The sequence below is a fragment of the Haloarcula sp. CBA1129 genome, assembly GCF_008729015.1.
GTDB lineage: Archaea > Halobacteriota > Halobacteria > Halobacteriales > Haloarculaceae > Haloarcula.
In genome coordinates this window covers 357739-377794 of sequence record NZ_RKSM01000003.1, presented here as the reverse complement: position 1 = coordinate 377794, position 20056 = coordinate 357739, and the positions used below count along the sequence as shown (strand labels likewise).

Genomic DNA, 20056 nt, shown 5'->3' with positions numbered 1-20056 from the left:
AGGACCAACCGCCGATATCCGCTATGGAGTCGGCTTGCCTCTCACCGGGGTTCGAAGACGTGGACCGGCCAGTCGCTCTCGTAGTCGAGCGCAATTTCACGCTCTGTAGCCGTCGGCTCCCGTACCGTGAGCTCGACCTCGTCACCGATAGCGACATCGGCATAGTCGGCGGCCACGCGGCCAAGCAGGCGGCCACCGTCCGAGAGTTCCACGACGGCGACCGTGTAGGGCGCGTCCGCCGCGAACGCCGGCGGTGGCGTGTGGACTGCCGTGTACGAGAAGATCTGGCCTTCGGTGGACTGTGGTTCAACATCGACAGCCCGACTGCCACAGGCGTAGCAGGCCGGCCGCGGCGGCAACAGGACCTGTCCACAGTCCGTACAGACCCCACCCAGAAGTTCGCCATCAGCGAGGGCATCGAAGAAGCCCGGCAGTGTCCGCGGGTCGGTCGTATCGAGGGGACTGTCAGTCATTGTGCCTCCGCCGTCGTGAGCACGTGGCCAACGGTAACCGCGTCCGCGACGCCTCCTTCGTTGAGCAACAGGGCCGTCTCGGCACCTTCGACCGCCCGGTCGCCTGCGGCCCCCGTGAGCTGTTCGTAGGCTTCGAGCGCCTGCAAGAGCCCGGTCGCGCCGATGGGGTGACCGCGGGCCTTCAGACCGCCGCTCGGGCTCAACTGCACGTCCGTCCAGCCGTCAGCCCGCTCCGCTGGCGGCCGGTAGCTCTGATAGCCCGCTCCCTTGGGGGCGAAGCCGGCGGCCTCCGCAAGCAGCGCCTCGCAGACGGTGAATGCGTCGTGGACCTCCGCGATGTCGACGGCCGCGGCGTCGATGCCCGCTTCCTCGTAGGCCGTCTCGGCGGCATTCCGAGCACCTGCGATGTCGGTCATGTCCCGTTCGGCGACTGCGATGTTGTTCGCGGAGGCCCCGCTGCCCGCGACGCGAACTTGTGGCTGGTCGAGGTCAGCCGCCAGCTCGGCGGTCGTCACGAGGACGGTCGCAGCGCCGTCTCCGACCGGCGCACAGTCGAAGAGCTTCAGCGGTGGGGCGACGGGGTCAGATTCCATGACCGTCTCGACGTCGATCTCCTTTGGAAACTGTGCCCGTGGGTTGCGAGCGGCATTGGCGTGGTTCTTCACCGCGATCTCGGCGAGGTCGCGCTCCGTGGCGTCAGTCTCGTGGAGGTAGCGCTGGCCGAGCAGTGCGTACTGGCTCGGCGCGGTGATGCCGGAGCGTTGCTCGATGGCACGGTCAAACGCCGCCGACAGTGCATCCGTCGCGCCGCTCGTGCCTGCGGATGTCATTTTTTCGACGCCGCACGCGAGTACGGCCTCGTGTTCGCCGTTGCGGACATCCTTGACTGCGTGCCGTAGCGCGAGCGCGCCCGCGGCCGCGCATCCTTCGACCCGCTCGGCGGGCACATGACGGAGGCCGGCCCACTCGGCCAGCAGCGTCCCCTGCATGATCTGGTGTTCATAGGTCTCCGACTGGTTGCCGACGTACACTGCCTCGACGATCTCGGCAGGGTCGGGCAGTTCGTCGAACGCCTCCGCAAGAGCGACCGAAAACAGGTCGCGGCCCGGGAGGTCCGTGCGACCGAGCGGCGAGGCACCGACCGACGCGATGACTGGGTCTGGCATCTGTACGTCCCACATCTCTGCGACCCTAGTTAGTCATTCCCATTTTTTAGATAGTTGAAACATTACGCCGTCGGACCACGAACAGAAGACCGCAGGTGCCGCCGGGGGCGCTCGTCTGTGATTTAACTCCCTCCGAATCGGCGTTCGGATCGGCTTTTAGGTCGCGGTATCTTGTGTCCGAACTGTCAGTCGTCGGCCGAGGCACCGCTTGTCTGCAGTTCATGCTCGGAAAGCTCTGCGGACGGAGCGAGGAACGTGGCAGGATCGAACGCGGTCAGTTCTTCACCCTCCGAGACTTTCTCAGGCCAGTCGGGATTGGCGAGTGCACTCGTCGCCAGCGTTACTAGATCGGCCCCGCTATCGACCTTCTCGCGGGCCGCGTCAGGCGTTCCAAGCCCACCGTTGTCGATGATGACCGTCTCATCCGCGGCGTACTCGGCCGCGGCCTCGGCCAGCGTCGGTCCGTCGTCGCCAAACGCCGGCGTGGTCGCATCGGGTTCAGTAACGTGGATGTAGTCGGCACCGGCCGACGACAGTTCCTCGAAGAACACCGCTGCGGCGTCTTCACCCTCGGGCCACTGGTGGTCCTCATCAAGGGCGGTCGACTGTGAGACACGGATACCAACGACGAAATCGGCGGGCGTGGCCCCGTCGACTGCTGCGACAACCTCACGTGGATAGCGAACTCGATTTGCGGGTTCGCCGCCGTACTCGTCATCACGCTGGTTGAATTCAGCCGAGAGGAATTCATGAAGCAGATATCCGTTTGCACCGTGTATCTCGACCCCGTCGAATCCCGCTTCGATGGCGTTTTCAGCCGAGTTGACGAATGCGTCACGGATATCGTCGAGGTCGTCGACTGTGGCTGCTTTGGGCGTCGGGAATTCACCGCTCCCACCGTAGGCTTCGGCCTTTTCTCCGTCCGGTTGCACCGCTGATGGGGCGATTGTCTGTTCCCCATCGACATGCGGGTTCCCCTGACTCTGCGCACCGGCATGCATCAACTGGGCGAAAATCGGGACATCAGCGTCGTGGACTGCCTCGGTGACCTGTTGCCATGCGGCTGCCTGCGCGTCGGTCACTAGACCGGGCTGGTTCAGGTACCCTTGACTGTATGCTTTGTCGGGATACGTCCCCTCCGTGATCAGGAACGAGAATCCACCTTTCGCGAACCGCTGATAGTACTGTGCCATCTCCGCCGTAGCACGGCCGTCGTCGGTGGCGCTCACTCGTGTCATCGGCGCGAGACCAATCCGGTTGTCAAACGACAACTCATTGAGTGTCGTTGCGTCGAATACTGTCACAACGCCCGGTAAGCGGATAACACAATTAACGGCTGGTTCAGCATACGCCGAATCAGTCGCCTGCAGCTATCAAAAGTCAACGGTGCTCCAGTCTGGAGTCACACTTCTGTTTTCGTTCTGACGTGGTTGCGGGAGACGGAAGGATACCCTCCGAACGCACGGAGATAGAGGCTAGCTGCTCACTACGTGTATCGGTCAGTCATGAGGGCACTGTACAGGTACTGTCTGCTATAGAGAGCAATTATAATCATTCATTCTTCATGCCTTGCTGGCACAGGGTATGGTTCACAGTGGTGGCGGGAACGACCATGTATCGCGGCGGTCGGTTCTGAAAGCATCGGGGACTGCGCTCACGGTTGGGACCGTGGGTCTAGCCGGGTGTAGCAGTAGCAGTGGTGCTGGTGTGCGGCCGGTCAACGAAGACAGCCTCACTATCTGGCATGCCATGGGTGGTACCAACGGTGAGACGCTGCAGGGGCTGGTCGACCAGTTCCAGTCCGAGACAGGTATCAACGCGAACCTCGTCTTTCAGGACTCCTACGAGGGGGTACTGACGAACACACTGAGCGCACTCGACTCCGGCGAGGTCCCCGACGTCTTCCAGATCGACAGTCTGTTCGCCCAACAGGTCCTCGATACGGACGCCGTCGAGCCCGTTGAGAACCTGCTCTCCGACGACTATCCAGTTGATGACTTCCTGTCGAACGTGACCTCGTTTTTCACTATCGATGGGACGCTCACGTCGATGCCGTTCAATAACTCCAACGCCATCCTCTATTACAACCGGTCGGCGTTCGAGGAAGCCGGACTTGACCCGGACAGCCCGCCGACCACACTGGCGGAAGTACGCAACTACTCGCAGACGCTTGTCGACGAAGGCGTCACCGAAGCCGGTCTCACGTGGCCGAACCATGTCTGGTTCGTCGAGCACTTCTACGCCGTCGACGGACAGACGCTTCTTGACGCCGAGAACGGCCATGCCGGCCAGCCGACGACGATGCGAACGGACACCGACACGGCTCGGTCACTGTATGAGTGGTGGCATGAGATGGCTGACAATGGCCTGTTCAGCAACCCCGGAATCGAGGCTTGGGGGGAAGCAACGTCTACGTTCCTTACGGGGCAGGCCGCCATGTTGCTGACCTCGACGGCATCGGTCACTGGGATCCGGTCCGGCGCGGCGGAGAACGGATTCGAGGTCGACAACGCCTTCTATCCGACTATCGACGGCGACCGAACCGGGCCGGTTATCGGTGGCGCATCGTGGTTCGTTCCCTCCGGACTGCCACAGGGTCGCCAAGACGACATCGGCAGCTTTCTCGAATTCATGGGCCGGCCGGAGGCACAGATCACTTGGCACAAGGGGACTGGCTACTACCCGATCCGACAGACCGCTGTCGAGCAACTCGAAAGCGACGGCTGGTTTGCGGAGAACCCGATGTACCGCACCGCGTTCGACCAGCTGACACAGGCCGACAACACGCAGGCGACGAAACGGATGCTCATCGGCCCGGCTCGGCAGGTCCAGACAACGATTCAGGACATGTCAGTCGAGCTGTTCAGTGGTGAGGTCAGCGTCGACGAGGGGCTCTCCGAGCTGAAATCGGCTGTCGAAGAAGAACTAAACCGATACTACAGCTAATGTCCACGCGCGAAGTCTTCACAGACCGCCTGCAGGCCGGTGTGTTGCTGTTACCGACGATGCTCGTGTCGCTGTTGTTTCTCTATTATCCGACGGTCCGTGCGGTAGGGCTCAGCTTCTATCGGGCCTCGCTCGCTCGGGGTGACGTGTTTGTCGGGCTAGAGAACTACAGACGGTTAGCCGGCTCTTCGGAATATCTCCGCAGCGTCCTGATATCGGTCCTGTTCGCTACGTGTGTCGTTGTCGGTGTGATGGCCGTTGCCCTGTGTGTCTCCTTTCTCATCCACGAGGTCGAAGTCGGGAAAGGGCTGTATCTGGTGGCGGTTATCTGGCCGTACGCGCTCCCGCCGGCAGTCGCCGGGCTGGTGTTCCTGTTCATCGCACACCCGAACATCGGCATCTTCACGGGCTACATTGAGGCCCTTGGTGTCGATGTCAACTGGTTCAGCAACGGTCCACAGGCGTTCGTCGTCGTGTTGATCGCGGCGGTGTGGAAGCAGGTCGGGTACAATGTTATCTTCATGACAGCCGCTCTGGGAAACGTCCCCGAATCGTTGACTGAGACCGCCGAACTGGACGGCGTCTCCCGAACGCAACGACTGCTCCGCGTGTACGTCCCGATTATCTCGCCGACGCTCGTGTTTCTGGTCATCATGAACACGATCTACGGCTTTTTCGGTACGTTTGCGATGGTCGATCTCATGACAAAGGGTGGGCCCGCCGGTGCGACGAACATCCTCATCTATGACCTCTATCGGACGGCCTTCCAGTTTTACGAGTTCGGATTCGCCTCGGCGAAGTCCGTTGTGTTGTTCGTCGCTGTCGGGCTGTTGATGTACGGCCAGTTCCGGCTGAGCGACAGGTACGCCTACTACGGAGGATAATATGCTCGGATCACTTCTCACTGTGTTGACCGCCGCCGCTGAGCGCTCCCGGGCTGCGGGACGAACGGCCAGTGAACGCATCCAGCGATTCGAGACGGAGCAAGTCACGCTGCACGTGCTCGCAGCTACCGTCGTGTTTCTGATCGTACTGCCAGTGTTGATCGCGGCGCTTGTCTCGACGAAGCGGGCCGGGATTGTTACCTCTATCAGCGATTTGGCACCCGGTGGCCACGCGCTGTCGAACTACCGGCATGCCCTCATTGGTCTCGAATTCTGGCGGTTCATGCTCAACTCATTCGTGATGTCTGTTACCGTTGTCGTCGGGAAGCTGATCGTGTCGCTGCTGGCCGCGCTGGTGATCGTCTACTACAGGTTCCCGTACAAGAACGCCGTGTTCCTCTTTATTCTCTTTACACTCCTGCTGCCGGTCCCAGTCAGGTTTGTGCCACTCTATCGCTTGACGACCGAACTTGGCATGGGAAATACCGTCTTCGCGATCACTGTCCCATACCTAGCCAGCGCGACAACCGTCTTCATACTGCGCCAGCACTTCCTATCGATTCCGGCCTCGCTCGTTGAGACGGCCAAGGTCGACGGTGTCGGTCCGTTGCGGTTTCTGTGGTCGGTACTGATTCCGATGTCTCGTGCCGTCCTTGTGGGCGTGTCGGTGATCATGTTCGTGTACACGTGGAATCAGTACCTCTGGCCGCTGGTGATCGTCAACGCAGAGGACCTGCAGGTCGCACAGGTCGGCCTGAGTCTGCTTCGAGGACAGGCAAGCACCGGTGAAGTGGCTTGGTCAATGGTGATGACCGGGTCGATACTGACCCTGCTGCCCCCGCTGGCGCTGCTCGTGCTGTTCCGTCGACAGCTGCTGGAGACGTTTACGATCCAACAAAAATGAGAGGCTACCAATGACTGACGTAACCTTACAGGACGTACGAAAGGAATTCGATGGTGTCGTCGCCGTGAAAAATATCGACCTCCAGATCCCGGACGGGGCGTTCGTGACTGTGGTCGGCCCGAGTGGCTGTGGCAAAAGCACCACGCTTCGGCTGATCGCCGGGTTAGAGCAAGCCACTGACGGCGGGATACAGATGGGCAATCAGGACGTCACCGGCGTCGAACCGAAAGATCGGGACGTTGCGATGGTGTTCCAGAACTACGCGCTGTACCCCCATATGACCGCGCGCCGGAACATCACGTTCGGTATGAAGTCAGCCGGTGATTTCAGTGATGAGGAAATCGACCGCCAAGTGAAAGAAGCCACGGAGGTGCTCGACATCGACGATCTGCTTGACCGAAAGCCCGGTGAGCTATCCGGCGGCGAACGCCAGCGGGTCGCACTCGGCCGCGCACTGGTACGGGACCCCGAAGTGTTCCTTATGGACGAACCGCTGTCGAACCTCGATGCTAAACTCCGGATCAAGATGCGGGCTGAGCTGGCGAAACTCCACAGCGAGTTCGGCACCACCACGATCTACGTCACCCACGACCAGACAGAAGCGATGACCCTCGGCGACCGGGTGGTGGTGATGAACGACGGCCGCATCCAGCAGGTCGACAGCCCACAACGACTGTACGACTATCCCAAGACTCGGTTTGTCGCGGAGTTCATCGGCGACCCCGCGATGAATATGCTCTCCGTGGATATCACTTGTGACGGGACTGAATACGAGGCTATCGGGCCGACGTTTCGCATCCCCTTACCCGAGGGCGACGGATTGGAATCAGCCGCCGGAGCAGAGGCGCTGCTGGGCATCCGCCCAGAGAGCCTTTCGCTAGCCGATTCGGCCGACAGAAACTCGTTCGCCGCTGAGGTAACCGTCACCGAACCGCTCGGTGATAGCCTCTTGTTGGAGTGTCGGACTGGCGATCAGGAGTTCAAACTGCATGCCGAACCCCGAACGGCCGTAGAGCCGGGCGACCGAGTTCCGTTGACGGTCGATGCCCAGCGACTCCATCTGTTCGACCCACAGACAGGCAAAGCCATCTATCACGCGGCGGCGCAGTCACCCGAACAAACTGGCACAATCGATACCACTATCTAGGTTTCTCGGCGGATTCTCGACTCGTCGCTCGAAGCGGGGCCACTGATTTCCTTGGCTCGGTCCGTCGCTACTTTCTCGAACACGACGACCGAAAGTAACCTCAAGATGACACGCGCTCTCAGACCGTTACAGACCCGACGGAGTAACTGGATCAGTAGCCCTTCCAGTAGCAGAGCCCTGTCTCAGCACTGTTCGTAGCCAGATTACTATACAAAATCAGTTCTGTCTGACTCGTTCGCTACCTATCGTTTCAACATAACAAAGCCAGACATCCAACCGGTATTTATGCTATATATTAATATATACATCGTCTTTACAGCCAGTTCTACCGCTGTATAACCCAAATAAACTCAAGAAAACTGAATAGTATATATTGATATGACCAATCAATAGTTATATATAGATTGTGTAGGTAATAGGCCACGGAATGGTTCGAATACCAGACATATGCCGTCGCACTGTGCTGAAAAGTACATCTGCTGCCGCACTGGGGTCCATTATTGGAACTGCGGCCGGCAGGGAAAACGATCACAGCAGTCCCGAACCCCCCATCGCTTCCACACCAATCCTCGCTGCACACCGTGGCTACCGCGGCCTGTATCCACAAAACACCATCGCCGCAGTTCAGCAGGCGGCGTACGGCGGTCGTAGCAGTCATGGGTACGATACCGATATGATGGAATGTGACCTCGTCCCTGCAGGCGGAAAACCTTGGAAGGGCGAGGACTTCGAAATCGTTGTTTTCCACGACGATAAGCTCGACAACTTGACAGATGAATCCGGGTACGTCTGGGAGAACGACGTACAGACCGTTCTGAACGCTGAAATCCGTGACAGTGGACAGACGATCCCCCGATTAGACGAGTTTGTCGAAGCCACTCCGGACAGCATCCCGCTCAACATTGAGTGGAAGGCTGCTGGTGTCTCGCCTGATGATGACGCGTCAGAATCCGCCGTTGATACTTGGGATCCGTTCACAGAACAGGCGCTCGACGTCCTCTCCAATCACGAGAACGACTTTATCGTCCAGTCGTTCCAGAAGGCTGCCCTGCAATCCGTCCAGAACTCGAACCCTGAGATTCCGATAGCGTACTTGCTCTGGGATTCAATCGAAGAGGGTCTTTCTGTCGTCCGTGAACTGGATGCGGAGTACATCCAGCCGCCGTATAATATGATTATGAACACGCCCTTCTTCAACGAGGATTACTACCTCGAAGACCCGGATTTCGCTGAGATCGATCTGGTCAAGACCGCGCATGAGGAAGGTCGGAAAGTGATCCCGTACACGATAACGACATGGCATCAGGCGGAGCAGCTGGTCGAGGCTGGTGTTGACGGAATCATCGCTGACTACCCCGGAGTGCTTGACTGAGCTTTTGGGCAGAAACGCTTTTGGAAACAGGTACTCGCCTACTGTTTCCAGACCTACTGTCCGCTTTCTACGATGGCTGCCAGCTCTGAAAGGTCGGTCACGACGTGGTCAGCACTCACGTCACTTTCTTCTAAGTCTGCCCTACTGGTAACGCCGGTTAGTGGTAGCACCGTTTCCATTCCGGCCTGATTTCCCATCCTGATGTCTGTCTCGAGTCGGTCGCCGATCATGAGGCAGCGGTCTGGCTCTCCGCCGACCCGCTCAAGCGCCATCTGAAGGATTATGTCGGACGGCTTGCCAATCAACTGGTCCAGTTCCCGCCCGGTTACTCCTTCTATTGCCCCGATCATTCCTGCTGCATCGGGTATCTCACCCTCATCTACTGGACACGTGCGATCCGGATTGGTCGCAACAAAAAGCGCATCGTTCTCAGTGAGTGCAATTAGCGCATCTTGTAGCGCTTGGTAATCAAAACCAAAATCAAGTGATGCGATCACGGTACCCGCTCGTTCTGGGTCAGTTGTTGTTTTCAGTCCAGCGGCACGCAACTCCGCTACGAGAGCGTCCTCACCGATAACGTAGATCTCGCACTCTGGATACTGCGCGGATAGATAATCCGCTGATGCAGTAGCAGACGTGATTATGTCATCACTGCTGCAATCAATGCCCAGCGCGTTCAGCTTCTCGCAATACTTTTCGCGACGGTCAATCGGCTTGTTAGTAACGAATAGCGTCGACAGCCCTGCCTCACGCACTGTGCGTACTCCTTCTGCAGCGTTTTCAACTAACGAATCACCGCGATACACCGTTCCGTCGAGATCGATGATGGCACTGCTGTATGTCATCTAAAGCAACTCTGAACGGTTACCCCATTTCGAGGTTTGATCGCCGATGCATTTGCCTGATATCTTTACTGCCATACCGCCACATATATAACAAAAGTATATTATACTTTTCCATTCTAGAATTTGAATAATATATTTTCTAAAACGAGACATATTTAATAATACAGAGAACTCAGTATATCTCTCAATGCAGAGAAAGATATATTAGACACTCCTGTCTGTGTTATTGACTGATGGTACCACCAGTTGCGATAGATATCGACGGCACGATGACGACACCGGACGGCGGGATCGACCCACAACTGTTTCAGGCACTTCAGGACTGGCCCGAGCCTGTCGTTGTTGCGACTGGCAAAGCGTTCCCGTACCCTGTTGCACTCTGTGAATTCCTTGGACTTCCGACCCGAGTTGTGGCCGAAAACGGTGGGGTCGCCTGTACCGAGGACTCTCTTGCTATTCTCGGGAACGGCGAGGCTGCTCGAAACGCTGTTTCCGAGTTTGAGTCTGAAGGGCACGACATCCAACGTGGCGAGAACGACCTCCACAATCGGTGGCGCGAAACTGAGGTCTCTGTCGCCACCTCCGTTGCGTTCAGCACGCTGTCCGAATTTGCTGAAAAACACGGACAAACAGTCGTCGATACGGGCTACTCGTATCACGTCAAATCACCGGAACTCTCAAAGGCCGACGGACTCGCGTACGTCGCCGAGGAACTGGGGCGCAAACCAGATGACTTCGTCGCTGTCGGTGACTCGGAAAACGACACCGAGATGTTCCGTGCGTGCAAGCACTCGTTTGCTGTCTCGAACGCTGACGCCGCAGCAGAAGCCGCTGCTGACGAGGTCACAGACGCTTCCTTTGCCGCAGGGACCACGGAGGCCCTCGAAACACTCCGATAGCGCTGACTGGTCATACCAATTGGACGCTGATGACCACGCCGCCGATCCCGATGAGCGATAAGTAGAGCGACTTTCGCACGACCGGGGCCAACAGTGAGCGGTTGATACTCGTTGCAAACCCGATTTTCACAAGGATACTGGAGAGCGTCCCGGCCAAAACACCCTGTGCCGCTACTGTCGGCGATATCTGACCAGTTGAGGTCAGCGTCACTGCAGTCGTTGTCGTCGTGCCACTCGATACGATTCCGCTGAGGAAGCTCGTAATCAGGAACCCTGCCGTTCCGAATATCCGCTGTGCTCCAGCGGTCAGAATCAAGACGGCGAGGAACAGTAATCCGAACTTCAGCGCGTTTGCGCTGCTAAACGGCGAGTCGAAATCCAATTCTAGGTCTCCCTCCCAGTCGCTATCGTAATATGCGAGTCCGACGCCACTGATCGCGATCAGGCCGAGTGGCAGTCCGACGCTGACAGCTGACTCGGGGACGAATGCAACGATAATCGCTAAATTACGGACCGCCATCGCTGCATCAGCTATTAGTATCGTTCCAACTGCGAGTTCCGTGATACCTGCATTGTTCTTTGCACGGCCTGCGATTTCGCCAATCACGGCGGTGGAGTTCACTAGACCGCCGAAGAAACCAGTTACAGCGATCCCCTTGCTGCCGTATCGTTGCATCACGATATAGTTGACAAACCCGATACCACTGACTGCGATCACGAGCATCCAGACCAATTTCGGGTCAATCGCATCCCATGGCCCGTAGGTCCCGCCGGGCAGGAGCGGATACACGACGAACGAGATGATCGCAAACTCGCCCGCGCTACGTACTTCTTCCCGTGAGAGCTGATTCGCAAACTCGTGAAGCTCCCTTCGAAGGACCAGCAGGAACGACGACGTTATGCCAATGATGACGCCGATCAAGACGTGATTGGCTCCAACCAATATCCCGACCGCGTACGCGACGAGCAGCGAGGTCGAAGTTGTCAGTGACAGGCCGAAATCTAATTCACCATCGTCGCTAGTCCACTGTGCGACTATCCCTCGGATCCCAAGCAACCCACCTTGCACGAGTACCAACGCCCCTCCCAAGGCGAGTAGTATCCTCTCGTCAAGCGACATTGCGGCAGCGCCGACCAAGCTTGTCAGGGTAAACGTCCTGATTCCTGCAGACTTGTTGGCCCACTCTCGTTCGAGCCCGAGCAGCATACCCAGCGCACCCGCAATAAACAGGTGAAGTATCTCAGTATCGACAGTTATCCCTTCTATACCTCCGAAAACAGCCGTATTCGCGATTGCACTCGTTACAGTCATCTTAGCTTACAAACCGTGGTTCCGTCATTTTTATATAGTCTATATACTACTATGTTCTATATGGAGACAAACATACTGATGGGTAATAGGTGTTGGCCTTGAGGCTCGCTTGAATAACGCCGTGGCCCCATGCGGAAATCGAAAATCTCCCTCACCTAGTCGATAGTATACGCTACATAACATATATTGGAATCTAATACTTATTTTGGAATCGACATTAACAGTATCTAACACTCATTATTGCAGGCTTATGTTCTTGTCAGATTCAATCATAAATACTTTTTAACCCAGATTTCGCATATGTCTCCGTCGACAATGAAACAGAACCCAGTTGACCGACGATCTGTGTTGAAAATTGGCGCTACTGCGCTCGCAGCGGGCGTTGCAGGCTGTTCGCAGGAGAGTAGCCAAAGCACCGAAGCATCTGGCGGAGACAGCACTGACAGCAGTGACGGTTCCAGTAGCGGTGACGGTAGCTCCGGACAGAGTAACAACTACCCCGAGTTCGACCCGGCGAGCCCGGAGTTCCCGCAGCTGATGCAGACGCTCATCGAGGCCGGGTTCGAGACGGGGTCCCTGCAGGACCTGAAGAACATGCAGGAACGCGAGAAGCCTCGCTACGGTAACCCGGTCCAGAGTACCCCCAGTAACGAAGACGATCTCATTGACCCGGACCGGATTGCGTTTGCGATGACGCCGACGGAGGACCCGGCAGTCTACCGGGATACGATGCAACCGCTGATGGACAACATCGCTGAGGAGACAGGGAAATCGGTCAAGTACTTCCCTCTCAACTCGTACGCGTCCCAGATTGAGGCGATGCGATCCGAACGGCTCCACGTCGCCGGGTTCTCCACTGGGCCGACGCCGTTCGCCGTGAATCTGGCTGGTGCTGTCCCGTTCTCGCTCCAGATCTCGAAAGAAGGGGACTTCGGCTATCGGCTGTGGCTTGCCACACAGGCGGACAATGACGACATCTCGTCGCTTGAGGATCTCAAGGGCAAGCGTGTCGCACACGCCGAACCGTCGTCTAACTCCGGGAACCTCGCTCCGCGTGCGCTGTTCTCGAACCAGGGCGTTACCCCGGGAGAAGACTACGAAGTCAGTTACTCTGGCGGGCACGAACAGAGCATCCTCGGAGTGGCAAACGACGACTACGATGCTGCCCCCGTCTGTAGCACCTGTGTCACGCGTGTTGCAGAGGCTGACAACATTGATCCGACGGACCTCAAAGTTGTCTGGGCCAGCAATCCGTTCCCCACGACGAGCTTCTGTTACCGCTACAACCTGAAACCAGAAATTCAGGAAGGTATCAGGGCAGCATTCCTCGAGTACGACTACTCGGACACCAAGATCGCGGAGGTATTCGGTGGTCGTGGAAAGTGGACGGAGATCGACTACGCCACTGTCTACGATATCATCCTCCAGATCCAAGAGAACAACGAGATCAAGTACAACACCGAGAACATCGAAGGCTAAGAAGAGACCCGAATAATGCTCACTGTAGATAATCTGGAAAAAACGTACGACTCCGGTGATAAAGCACTCAAAGGTGTCTCATTCGAAGTCAGTGGTAACGAGATCGTTGCGATCATCGGGCCAAGCGGGGCCGGAAAAAGCACGCTCGTTCGTAGCATCAACAGACTGACCGAGCCCACTGGCGGTCGCGTCTCGCTCGACGATACAGAGGTGACTGGCTTGGGGAAATCAGCCCTTCGCGATGTCCGTCGCGATATGGGCATGATTTTCCAAGAGTTCAATCTCGTCGAGCGCCTCACGGTCATGGAGAATATTCTCTCTGGTCGCCTAGGCTATCTCAGTACATGGAACGCGTTCCGGCGGAACTTCCCACCAGAAGACATCAGGCGCGCACGGGAGATCCTCAGTCGGGTGAACCTAGAGGGCGTCGAGAACAACCGTGCAGACGAACTCTCCGGTGGCCAGCGGCAGCGCGTCGGTATCGCCCGTGCCGTCATTCAGCGGCCAAAAATCCTGCTCGCTGACGAACCGACGAGTGCGCTGGATCCTGACACCTCCCGAGAGGTCATGAGCCTCCTGACAGACATCGCTCATGAAGACGATATCCCGATCATCATCAACATCCACGAAGTCGACCTAGCGATCGACTACGCGGACCGGATCATCGGCCTCAGCGACGGTGAAATCGTCTTTAACGGCCCACCGGACGATCTGGATCAGGCAGCCAGAGACGAGATCTATCGCGGTGGTGAATCCATTGCGGACCGCGAAGAGCCGAGTGCTAGTAGCAACACCGACTCTGACGACGTCATTGCTGAACGAGGTGACTAATCAATATGGCTGCTGAATCTGGATCGGCTGTTGAAGGATCGTGGGAGCGACCCACAGCCTTCTACAACAAGAAAGTCAAGTATCTCATCTACGGGCTTATCTTGTTGTTCTTCGCGTATAGCTTCTGGAACCTTCGGATTTCCCCCAGCCGATTTCTGCGAGGAATTGGCGCCGGTGTCGAGCTCGTCTCGAGTATGCTCCCGCCAGCGTACACTCCGTCGCAACGGGAACTCCTCATACAGGGTATCCTCGAGAGTATTGTGATGACGATTGTCGCCACGACAATCGGTATCATCGTCAGCGTGCCGGTCGCTGTCATGGCTTCCAACAACCTCTCGCCGAAGCCAGTGTACTACGTCGGTCGCAGCATTGTTGCCGTCACGCGCTCACTCCACGAGCTCATTGTTGCGATTGTTATGGTCAAAGCGGTCGGGTTCGGTCCGCTCGCTGGTGTCCTAGCACTCGCTTTCAAAACTATCGGATTCTTCGCGAAACTCCTCGCAGAGGAAATCGAAGATATCGACCGTGGGCAGATGGAGGCGATCACTGCTGTCGGCGGGACGCCTGTCCAGACGTATGTCTATGGCGTTCTCCCACAGGTAATGCCCCGGATTGTTGGACTGTCGATCTACCGGCTGGACATCAACCTCCGTCACAGCACTGTCGTCGGGATTGTCGGAGCGGGTGGTATCGGGATCACGCTGCTGAACTCCTTCGATAAGTACGATTACCAGTTCAGCATGGCGATTATCGCTGTCATCGTGGCGATCGTCATGGTCGGTGAAGGTGTCAGCGCTCTCGTCCGGAGGCGGATCCAATAATGTCAAACAGCACTGACTCTTGGAGTCGGTTCGATCGACGTGAGCGCTTGCTCCGGTTCTTCGGGCTGCTGGCCGGACTTGTCATTCTCGTCGCAGCTTGGCGCGCCATGGAAGTGAATTACGGCTATGCCGTGACTGCCCCGCGTGAGCTGGCCGACCTCTTCGGCCGGATGTATCCTCCTAATGTGGGATACTCCCGGAAGATTGTGGGGCCGCTGCTCGAGACAATCAATATCTCGATTCTCGGCACGGCACTGGCCATCGTGATGGCCGTCCCAGTTGCGTTCCTCGGCGCCAGCAACACGACACCCAACAAGCCCGCGTACCTGCTGGGTAAGTTCATCATCTCGTTTACCCGGTCGGTCAACGTCATCATCTGGGCACTGATCTTCGTGGTCATCTTTGGACCCGGGGCCCTCGCTGGCGTGCTGGCGATCTCGATCAGGTCAATCGGATTCACTGCAAAGCTAATCGCGGAAGCTATCGAGGAAATCGACCGCGGGTCTGTCGAAGCGATCACTGCAGCTGGGGCATCACCCGTTGATGTACTCATCTACAGTATCGTTCCACAGATCAAGCCGGCGTTCATCAGTGTCGCGACGCTTCGCTGGGATATCAACGTCAGAGCGTCGACGATCATTGGGTTCGTCGGTGCAGGCGGTATCGGCGTCCCGCTACAGACCGAGATTAATTACTTCAATTGGGAAGCAGTCCTGACGATTCTCATCTCGATTCTGGGCCTTGTGCTCATCAGTGAAGCTATCTCGGCCTATCTGCGCAAGAAAGTAATGTAGGCGAGCCTCCAGCTCGTATCGCCTACTATTCTCCGTCTATTTGGGAACATAATATTATAGAATACCTGTCAAAAGACTTATGTGTTTGCGGTATATATAGCCAGTGGGGCCAACGCCAGTGTCTGCCAACCTGGTTTTCCCCTTCTCCGTTTTGCAAATCCCAGTATCTCTGGATACAGCGTCACGAGGCAAGTCATTCTGGAAGGAGAATAGGACATCGAGGCCTTGCCACGGTCCGAATACCTGAGTGTTCTTCTGGGGTTCGCTTGTTGGTGCTCGTCGCGGAAAACTTGACCACGATAACTCCATCATAGCCAGATCGACGAAGAAGTGTTCAAACCACTCTGTAGCCGCTTCGCTGCTGGCGAGACACGGCATGACGCCAGTCGAACTTCCCGATAAGTGTCACGAGGATCTCCAGTTCCTTACTTCAGGGTAGTAAACGAATGGTGGGCAGCCGGGGGGAGTGGCGTGCAACACCATTCAAAGTCGTCATCCACGACGACAGGTTCTGGACTCGGGCCAATCGATGATTTGAGTTGGATTCGGGGAAATGGAGCAAGGACCAGAACCCAACTGACCGATATACATTTGGTAACAAAAACTCCTGTGATGTCTGCTTGCAGTTTATCGGTTCTGCGATTGTTGCGCGGCAACGAACGCGCTATCGGAAAGGGTGAATTGCCCAGCTGATTGTCAGCGGAAGCGTCGCAGGTACGACCATTTCTTCGCAGGAAACACCGGCGAGAGTCCCGGAATGACTGTCACTCTTTCGGCCGTCTCGCAAGCTGTTACTTCCCTGTTAGAAAACCACGAGCCGAGTGCTGGTGACTCTTCAATACCTGTCTTGCGGAACGACTATCGCCACCTATTCCGGGAGATAAAAATCGGATTTCGGTTGCCTGTGCGGGGACGAGTCCCTGAGCTTGGCGATTTTGGATGGGTTTCGATGTCGAACGATGACGACGTCGTAGGCGTCGTCCGATGCGATTGACCCCCCAACGCTGCTGATGCCTGTGACGAGATGGCCGGCGTTTTCGCTTCCGATGAACACCATTGACGCGTCTTCTCTCTTGGCCAGCTTGCGAATGGCTTTCGCGACAGCCCCAGCCGGCGCGTATCGATCCACGACCGTATGTCGAAAATCAGAACTCGGACACAGGTCCATCACCTGTTCGTGTAGCGAGGTGACGACTGTCTCTAGGTCGAATTCCTCGTTTGGCTTGAGCCAGTCGCGTTCCCGAGCGTATTTCGCATTCCCTTTCCGGATGACGCTGACGGCCAACACGTCCTCCTCGAAGACTGTGCCGAACTCCGTCGCCCGGACGAGTGCTGCCTCAGCCAGTTCGGAGCCGTCGAACGGCACAACGAGTGTCATGTGCCGACTATTGGGGCGGAAGACAAGTAACATTCCCTCCATTCTTACAACGCGAGAAGGGACGCTAGGGGCCAGTACCGGATCCAGACCCGAGAGCACCCACACGTAGAACGGTCGTCCATCAACTCCCGAGGGACAACCGTTCGTCGCCCATCCGCTTGCCCTGCGCAACGAGCCGCTCTCCGTAGTCGGTCCGGGCCTCGTCCCAAGACGCCAGTGCGCCTCCAAGCGAACTGTGGCGGCCGAGGGCAGCCTTGAGTTCAACGGCGTCACTGGCCGCCTTTGCAGTGCCGGCAGCAGTATGCGGTCGCGCGACGAACGCCGCATCACCCAGCAGACAGGCCCTGCCGACTGTCATCTGGGGGCTCTGGAGATCGTAAATCGCCTGCACAAAGGGGGTTGCTGTTGTTGCAACGAGGTCGGCAAACACAGGTGGCAGTATCTCGGTCGCCCGCTCACGCTGGCGAGTTTCGACGGGATCTTGGAGCTGTCCCGGTGAGACGCTGAACTGGTGGTTCGTGCCAGTCGTGTCTGTGAAGACAGTCTCACGCTCTCGCCCGGAGAGTGTGTCGTACCAGACCCAGTTGAGACGGCGGTCTCCGGGGGCTGTGCTGCCGTCTCCACCGGGGATGAAGTACGCGAGAATAAGCATTCGTTCCCCCTGATAAAACGTGAAACGGCCATCGAACGCGTCGATGACTGTGTCCGAAAGGTCTGCTTCCGGGACGACACCACGCCAGGCGACGTAGTCGGCAAACGTAGCCTCGGTGTCGGGAAACAGCTGCTCACGTGCTGTGGACTGCCCGCCGTCGGCAGCGACGACCAGCTCTGTGGTAGTCTGCTCCCCATCGGCGAATCGAACCGTGCCGTCTGTGGCCCTGATTCCCGTGACCGTCCGGCCGGTGTGGTACCGGTCATCCGGGAACGCTGCCCGCAACTGTCGGTAGACCGCGTCCCAAGACGTAAACACCATCGAATCCGCTTTTGACGTCCGAACATCGCCGTTAGCAGTCAGAAAGCGACGTTCACTGGCTCGGGTGGTTATGTTTGTCGGGTCGACGATGTCGTGACGTGAGAGGAACTGGCGAATTGATTGTTGGGCGACGATGCCGCCGCCGCGGCTTCGGAGGGTGCCAGTCGATTGCTCGGCGATAGTTACGTCGTGGCCTGCACTGTCGAGAGCGATGCCGGTAAACAGGCCGCCCATCGACCCGCCGGAGATGGTAACAGACACGGAATCGGCTGGTTCGTTGGCGAGGTCTTGGGACACAGACCTCTTCAGCGCCTGCCGTATGAAAGGCCACTGGTTTGCCGGGCAGTGACACGCTCGCTCCCGGATATCAGCTCTGTGCGGCTCTAGTGACGCTTTTGTGATGATTTCGCTGTAAATCGTTCTGCTACGGACTCGCGGCGGTGACATCGAACCGAGTCGGACTATTAATGTCAGTCTACACTAAACACGACGTATGCGAGTCGCGGCAGTCGGAATCGGCGGCGCTGGGGGCCGGATCGTTGAGCGGCTGTGGCAGGACAACAAACGCCGCGATACGACGTATCTCGGGGCGGCCTGTGCCATCGATACGGACACCGAAGCGCTCGACGAACTCGACGCACTCCCGGACGACCGGCGGTATACCTTTGGACTCTCCGAAACAAATGGGACTGGGACGAACGGGGACCGGACGACTGGCACCGCCGCCATCGAAGACGAACGGCTCGAAGTACGACGGGCGCTAGACCAACTGGTAACGAGCGACATCGACGCCATCCTTCTCGTGGCCGGGCTTGCTGGCGGGACGGGCAGTGGCACTACGGCCCACATCGCTGCCGCACTCCGAGAGATTTACACGATTCCCGTCTACTGTCTATCGGTGTTGCCTGCCGGCAGGGACAACGGAGCAGCCACAAACACGCTCCAAGCACTCCGGGCGCTGGAAGCGACCGTCGACGGGCAGATACTGTTCGACAACGACGTGTGGCTTGGGAGTGGGCAGACGGTCGAGGCAGCCACCGAGACGCTGAACGAGACCGTTGTGACGCGGCTGGGTGCGTTATTCGCAGCTGGTGAGGCGACGGCAGCCGATGCTGTGGGCCAGAGTGTCGTCGACGCCAGTGAGATAATCAATACCTTCTCAGACTCGGGTTTCACAACGCTTGGCTATGCCAGTCAGGAACTGCAAGCGAACGATGGCCGCGATAACGGGACAGTTATAGACCAGCTCAGGAACCGTTTTCTCGGCGGCGAATCCGAGGATGTCGATGAAATCGAGGCATACAACGCCGTCGAGACGACACTTCGCCGAGCGGTGCGTGGCAAACTGACGGCGGAGTGCGAACTAGATTCAGCCGACAGGGCTCTGGCCGTGTTTGCCGGGCCACCCGCGTGGTTGATTCGGGATGCCGTTACAGACGGTCGGCGATGGCTCACGGAGGAACTCCAGTCACCGGAGGTTCGGAGCGGTGATATGCCCACGCCCGACCGGGACACGTTGTCGGTACTGGTCGTGCTTAGCGGCGTCACAGAACTCCCGCGCCTGACGGAACTCAAAACGCTGGTCGAAGACTCAAGATGAGGAGACTGCATTTGTACCAACTGGAGGGGACTCCAGTTAATCCTGCTTCTACCTGAGAGGCAGCAAATCTCACCCAGCAACGTCGGTGGCCCCGCCGATGGGACCAAGACGGCCGGCCTTTACTGTGGACGAGCAATGTAGATGCTCGGGTAGAGCGACCCCTATCCGGCGAGGTCACTGCTGGAGAGATAGCCAGCATAAACCCCTTCGTCGGCAAGGTAGAAGCCCTCCA

Annotated in this window: 18 protein-coding genes; 11 read left to right on the top strand and 7 right to left on the bottom strand. The window is 57.7% G+C overall.

Translation table 11 applies throughout. The features are described from left to right. Positions 1-41 precede the first annotated feature (41 nt). From Har1129_RS19490 to Har1129_RS19480, 3 genes are all read right to left on the bottom strand, one after another. Positions 42-473, bottom strand: coding sequence for a Zn-ribbon domain-containing OB-fold protein (locus Har1129_RS19490; protein WP_151102468.1), 432 nt, complete (start codon positions 471-473; stop codon positions 42-44). Continuing rightward, positions 470-1639 (bottom strand): beta-ketoacyl synthase N-terminal-like domain-containing protein, encoded by a 1170-nt coding sequence (locus tag Har1129_RS19485; RefSeq protein WP_151102467.1) that lies wholly within the window; start codon positions 1637-1639, stop codon positions 470-472. Before Har1129_RS19485 ends, Har1129_RS19490 begins: the two co-directional genes overlap by 4 nt. Positions 1640-1824: 185 nt before the next feature. Beyond that, on the bottom strand, positions 1825-2943 hold the full coding sequence (locus Har1129_RS19480) for an NADH:flavin oxidoreductase (RefSeq protein WP_151102466.1): 1119 nt from the start codon (positions 2941-2943) through the stop codon (positions 1825-1827). A gap of 445 nt (positions 2944-3388) precedes the next feature. Between Har1129_RS19480 and Har1129_RS19475 the strand changes: the two genes are divergently transcribed. The 5 genes from Har1129_RS19475 (at position 3389) to Har1129_RS19455 (ending at position 8892) form a co-directional block, all read left to right on the top strand. Further along, on the top strand, positions 3389-4585 hold the full coding sequence (locus tag Har1129_RS19475) for an ABC transporter substrate-binding protein (protein ID WP_151102616.1): 1197 nt from the start codon (positions 3389-3391) through the stop codon (positions 4583-4585). Further along, positions 4585-5469 carry a carbohydrate ABC transporter permease gene (locus Har1129_RS19470; RefSeq protein ID WP_151102465.1) on the top strand — a complete coding sequence of 295 codons (885 nt, stop codon included), beginning with the start codon at positions 4585-4587 and terminating at the stop codon, positions 5467-5469. Before Har1129_RS19475 ends, Har1129_RS19470 begins: the two co-directional genes overlap by 1 nt. A gap of 1 nt (position 5470) precedes the next feature. Further along, complete coding sequence (locus Har1129_RS19465) at positions 5471-6373, top strand: carbohydrate ABC transporter permease (RefSeq protein ID WP_151102464.1); 903 nt, start codon at positions 5471-5473, stop codon at positions 6371-6373. A gap of 10 nt (positions 6374-6383) precedes the next feature. Next, the gene (locus tag Har1129_RS19460; RefSeq protein ID WP_151102463.1) at positions 6384-7520 is read left to right on the top strand and encodes an ABC transporter ATP-binding protein; all 1137 of its coding nucleotides are present in this window, start codon (positions 6384-6386) and stop codon (positions 7518-7520) included. Positions 7521-7947: 427 nt separating this feature from the next. Continuing rightward, the gene (locus Har1129_RS19455; RefSeq protein WP_225307881.1) at positions 7948-8892 is read left to right on the top strand and encodes a glycerophosphodiester phosphodiesterase; all 945 of its coding nucleotides are present in this window, start codon (positions 7948-7950) and stop codon (positions 8890-8892) included. 53 nt (positions 8893-8945) lie between these two features. Here the strand turns inward: Har1129_RS19455 and Har1129_RS19450 are convergent, their stop codons facing one another. Continuing rightward, positions 8946-9737 carry an HAD-IIA family hydrolase gene (locus tag Har1129_RS19450; RefSeq protein WP_151102462.1) on the bottom strand — a complete coding sequence of 264 codons (792 nt, stop codon included), beginning with the start codon at positions 9735-9737 and terminating at the stop codon, positions 8946-8948. A 233-nt stretch (positions 9738-9970) separates the two neighbouring features. Between Har1129_RS19450 and Har1129_RS19445 the strand changes: the two genes are divergently transcribed. Then, entirely contained in the window at positions 9971-10636 is a 666-nt protein-coding gene (locus tag Har1129_RS19445; protein WP_151102461.1) for a phosphoglycolate phosphatase, read from the top strand. A 10-nt stretch (positions 10637-10646) separates the two neighbouring features. On the opposite strand, the gene Har1129_RS19440 is transcribed toward Har1129_RS19445, so the two are convergent. Then, positions 10647-11948: an MgtC/SapB family protein gene (locus Har1129_RS19440; RefSeq protein ID WP_151102460.1), complete on the bottom strand. Its 1302-nt coding sequence runs from the start codon at positions 11946-11948 to the stop codon at positions 10647-10649. A 300-nt stretch (positions 11949-12248) separates the two neighbouring features. Between Har1129_RS19440 and phnD the strand changes: the two genes are divergently transcribed. From phnD to phnE (Har1129_RS19420), 4 genes are read left to right on the top strand one after another with little or no spacing between them, the layout of a single operon-like run. Beyond that, positions 12249-13427 carry a phosphate/phosphite/phosphonate ABC transporter substrate-binding protein gene (gene phnD, locus Har1129_RS19435; protein WP_191906218.1) on the top strand — a complete coding sequence of 393 codons (1179 nt, stop codon included), beginning with the start codon at positions 12249-12251 and terminating at the stop codon, positions 13425-13427. A 15-nt stretch (positions 13428-13442) separates the two neighbouring features. Beyond that, positions 13443-14258, top strand: coding sequence for a phosphonate ABC transporter ATP-binding protein (gene phnC, locus Har1129_RS19430; RefSeq protein WP_151102459.1), 816 nt, complete (start codon positions 13443-13445; stop codon positions 14256-14258). 5 nt (positions 14259-14263) lie between these two features. Beyond that, entirely contained in the window at positions 14264-15079 is an 816-nt protein-coding gene (gene phnE, locus Har1129_RS19425) for a phosphonate ABC transporter, permease protein PhnE (protein ID WP_151102458.1), read from the top strand. Continuing rightward, positions 15079-15873, top strand: coding sequence for a phosphonate ABC transporter, permease protein PhnE (gene phnE, locus Har1129_RS19420; RefSeq protein ID WP_151102457.1), 795 nt, complete (start codon positions 15079-15081; stop codon positions 15871-15873). The genes phnE (Har1129_RS19425) and phnE (Har1129_RS19420) overlap by 1 nt, the downstream gene beginning before the upstream one ends. A gap of 868 nt (positions 15874-16741) precedes the next feature. Here phnE (Har1129_RS19420) and Har1129_RS19415 read toward each other — a convergent pair. Continuing rightward, on the bottom strand, positions 16742-17251 hold the full coding sequence (locus tag Har1129_RS19415) for a universal stress protein (RefSeq protein ID WP_151102456.1): 510 nt from the start codon (positions 17249-17251) through the stop codon (positions 16742-16744). Between the two features lie 121 nt (positions 17252-17372). Beyond that, on the bottom strand, positions 17373-18485 hold the full coding sequence (locus Har1129_RS19410; protein WP_370455453.1) for an FAD binding domain-containing protein: 1113 nt from the start codon (positions 18483-18485) through the stop codon (positions 17373-17375). A 232-nt stretch (positions 18486-18717) separates the two neighbouring features. On the opposite strand from Har1129_RS19410, the gene Har1129_RS19405 reads away from it, so the two are divergent. After that, a complete protein-coding gene (locus tag Har1129_RS19405) occupies positions 18718-19824 on the top strand; it encodes a tubulin/FtsZ family protein (RefSeq protein WP_151102454.1) in 1107 nt (368 codons plus the stop codon). Positions 19825-20056: the final 232 nt, after the last annotated feature.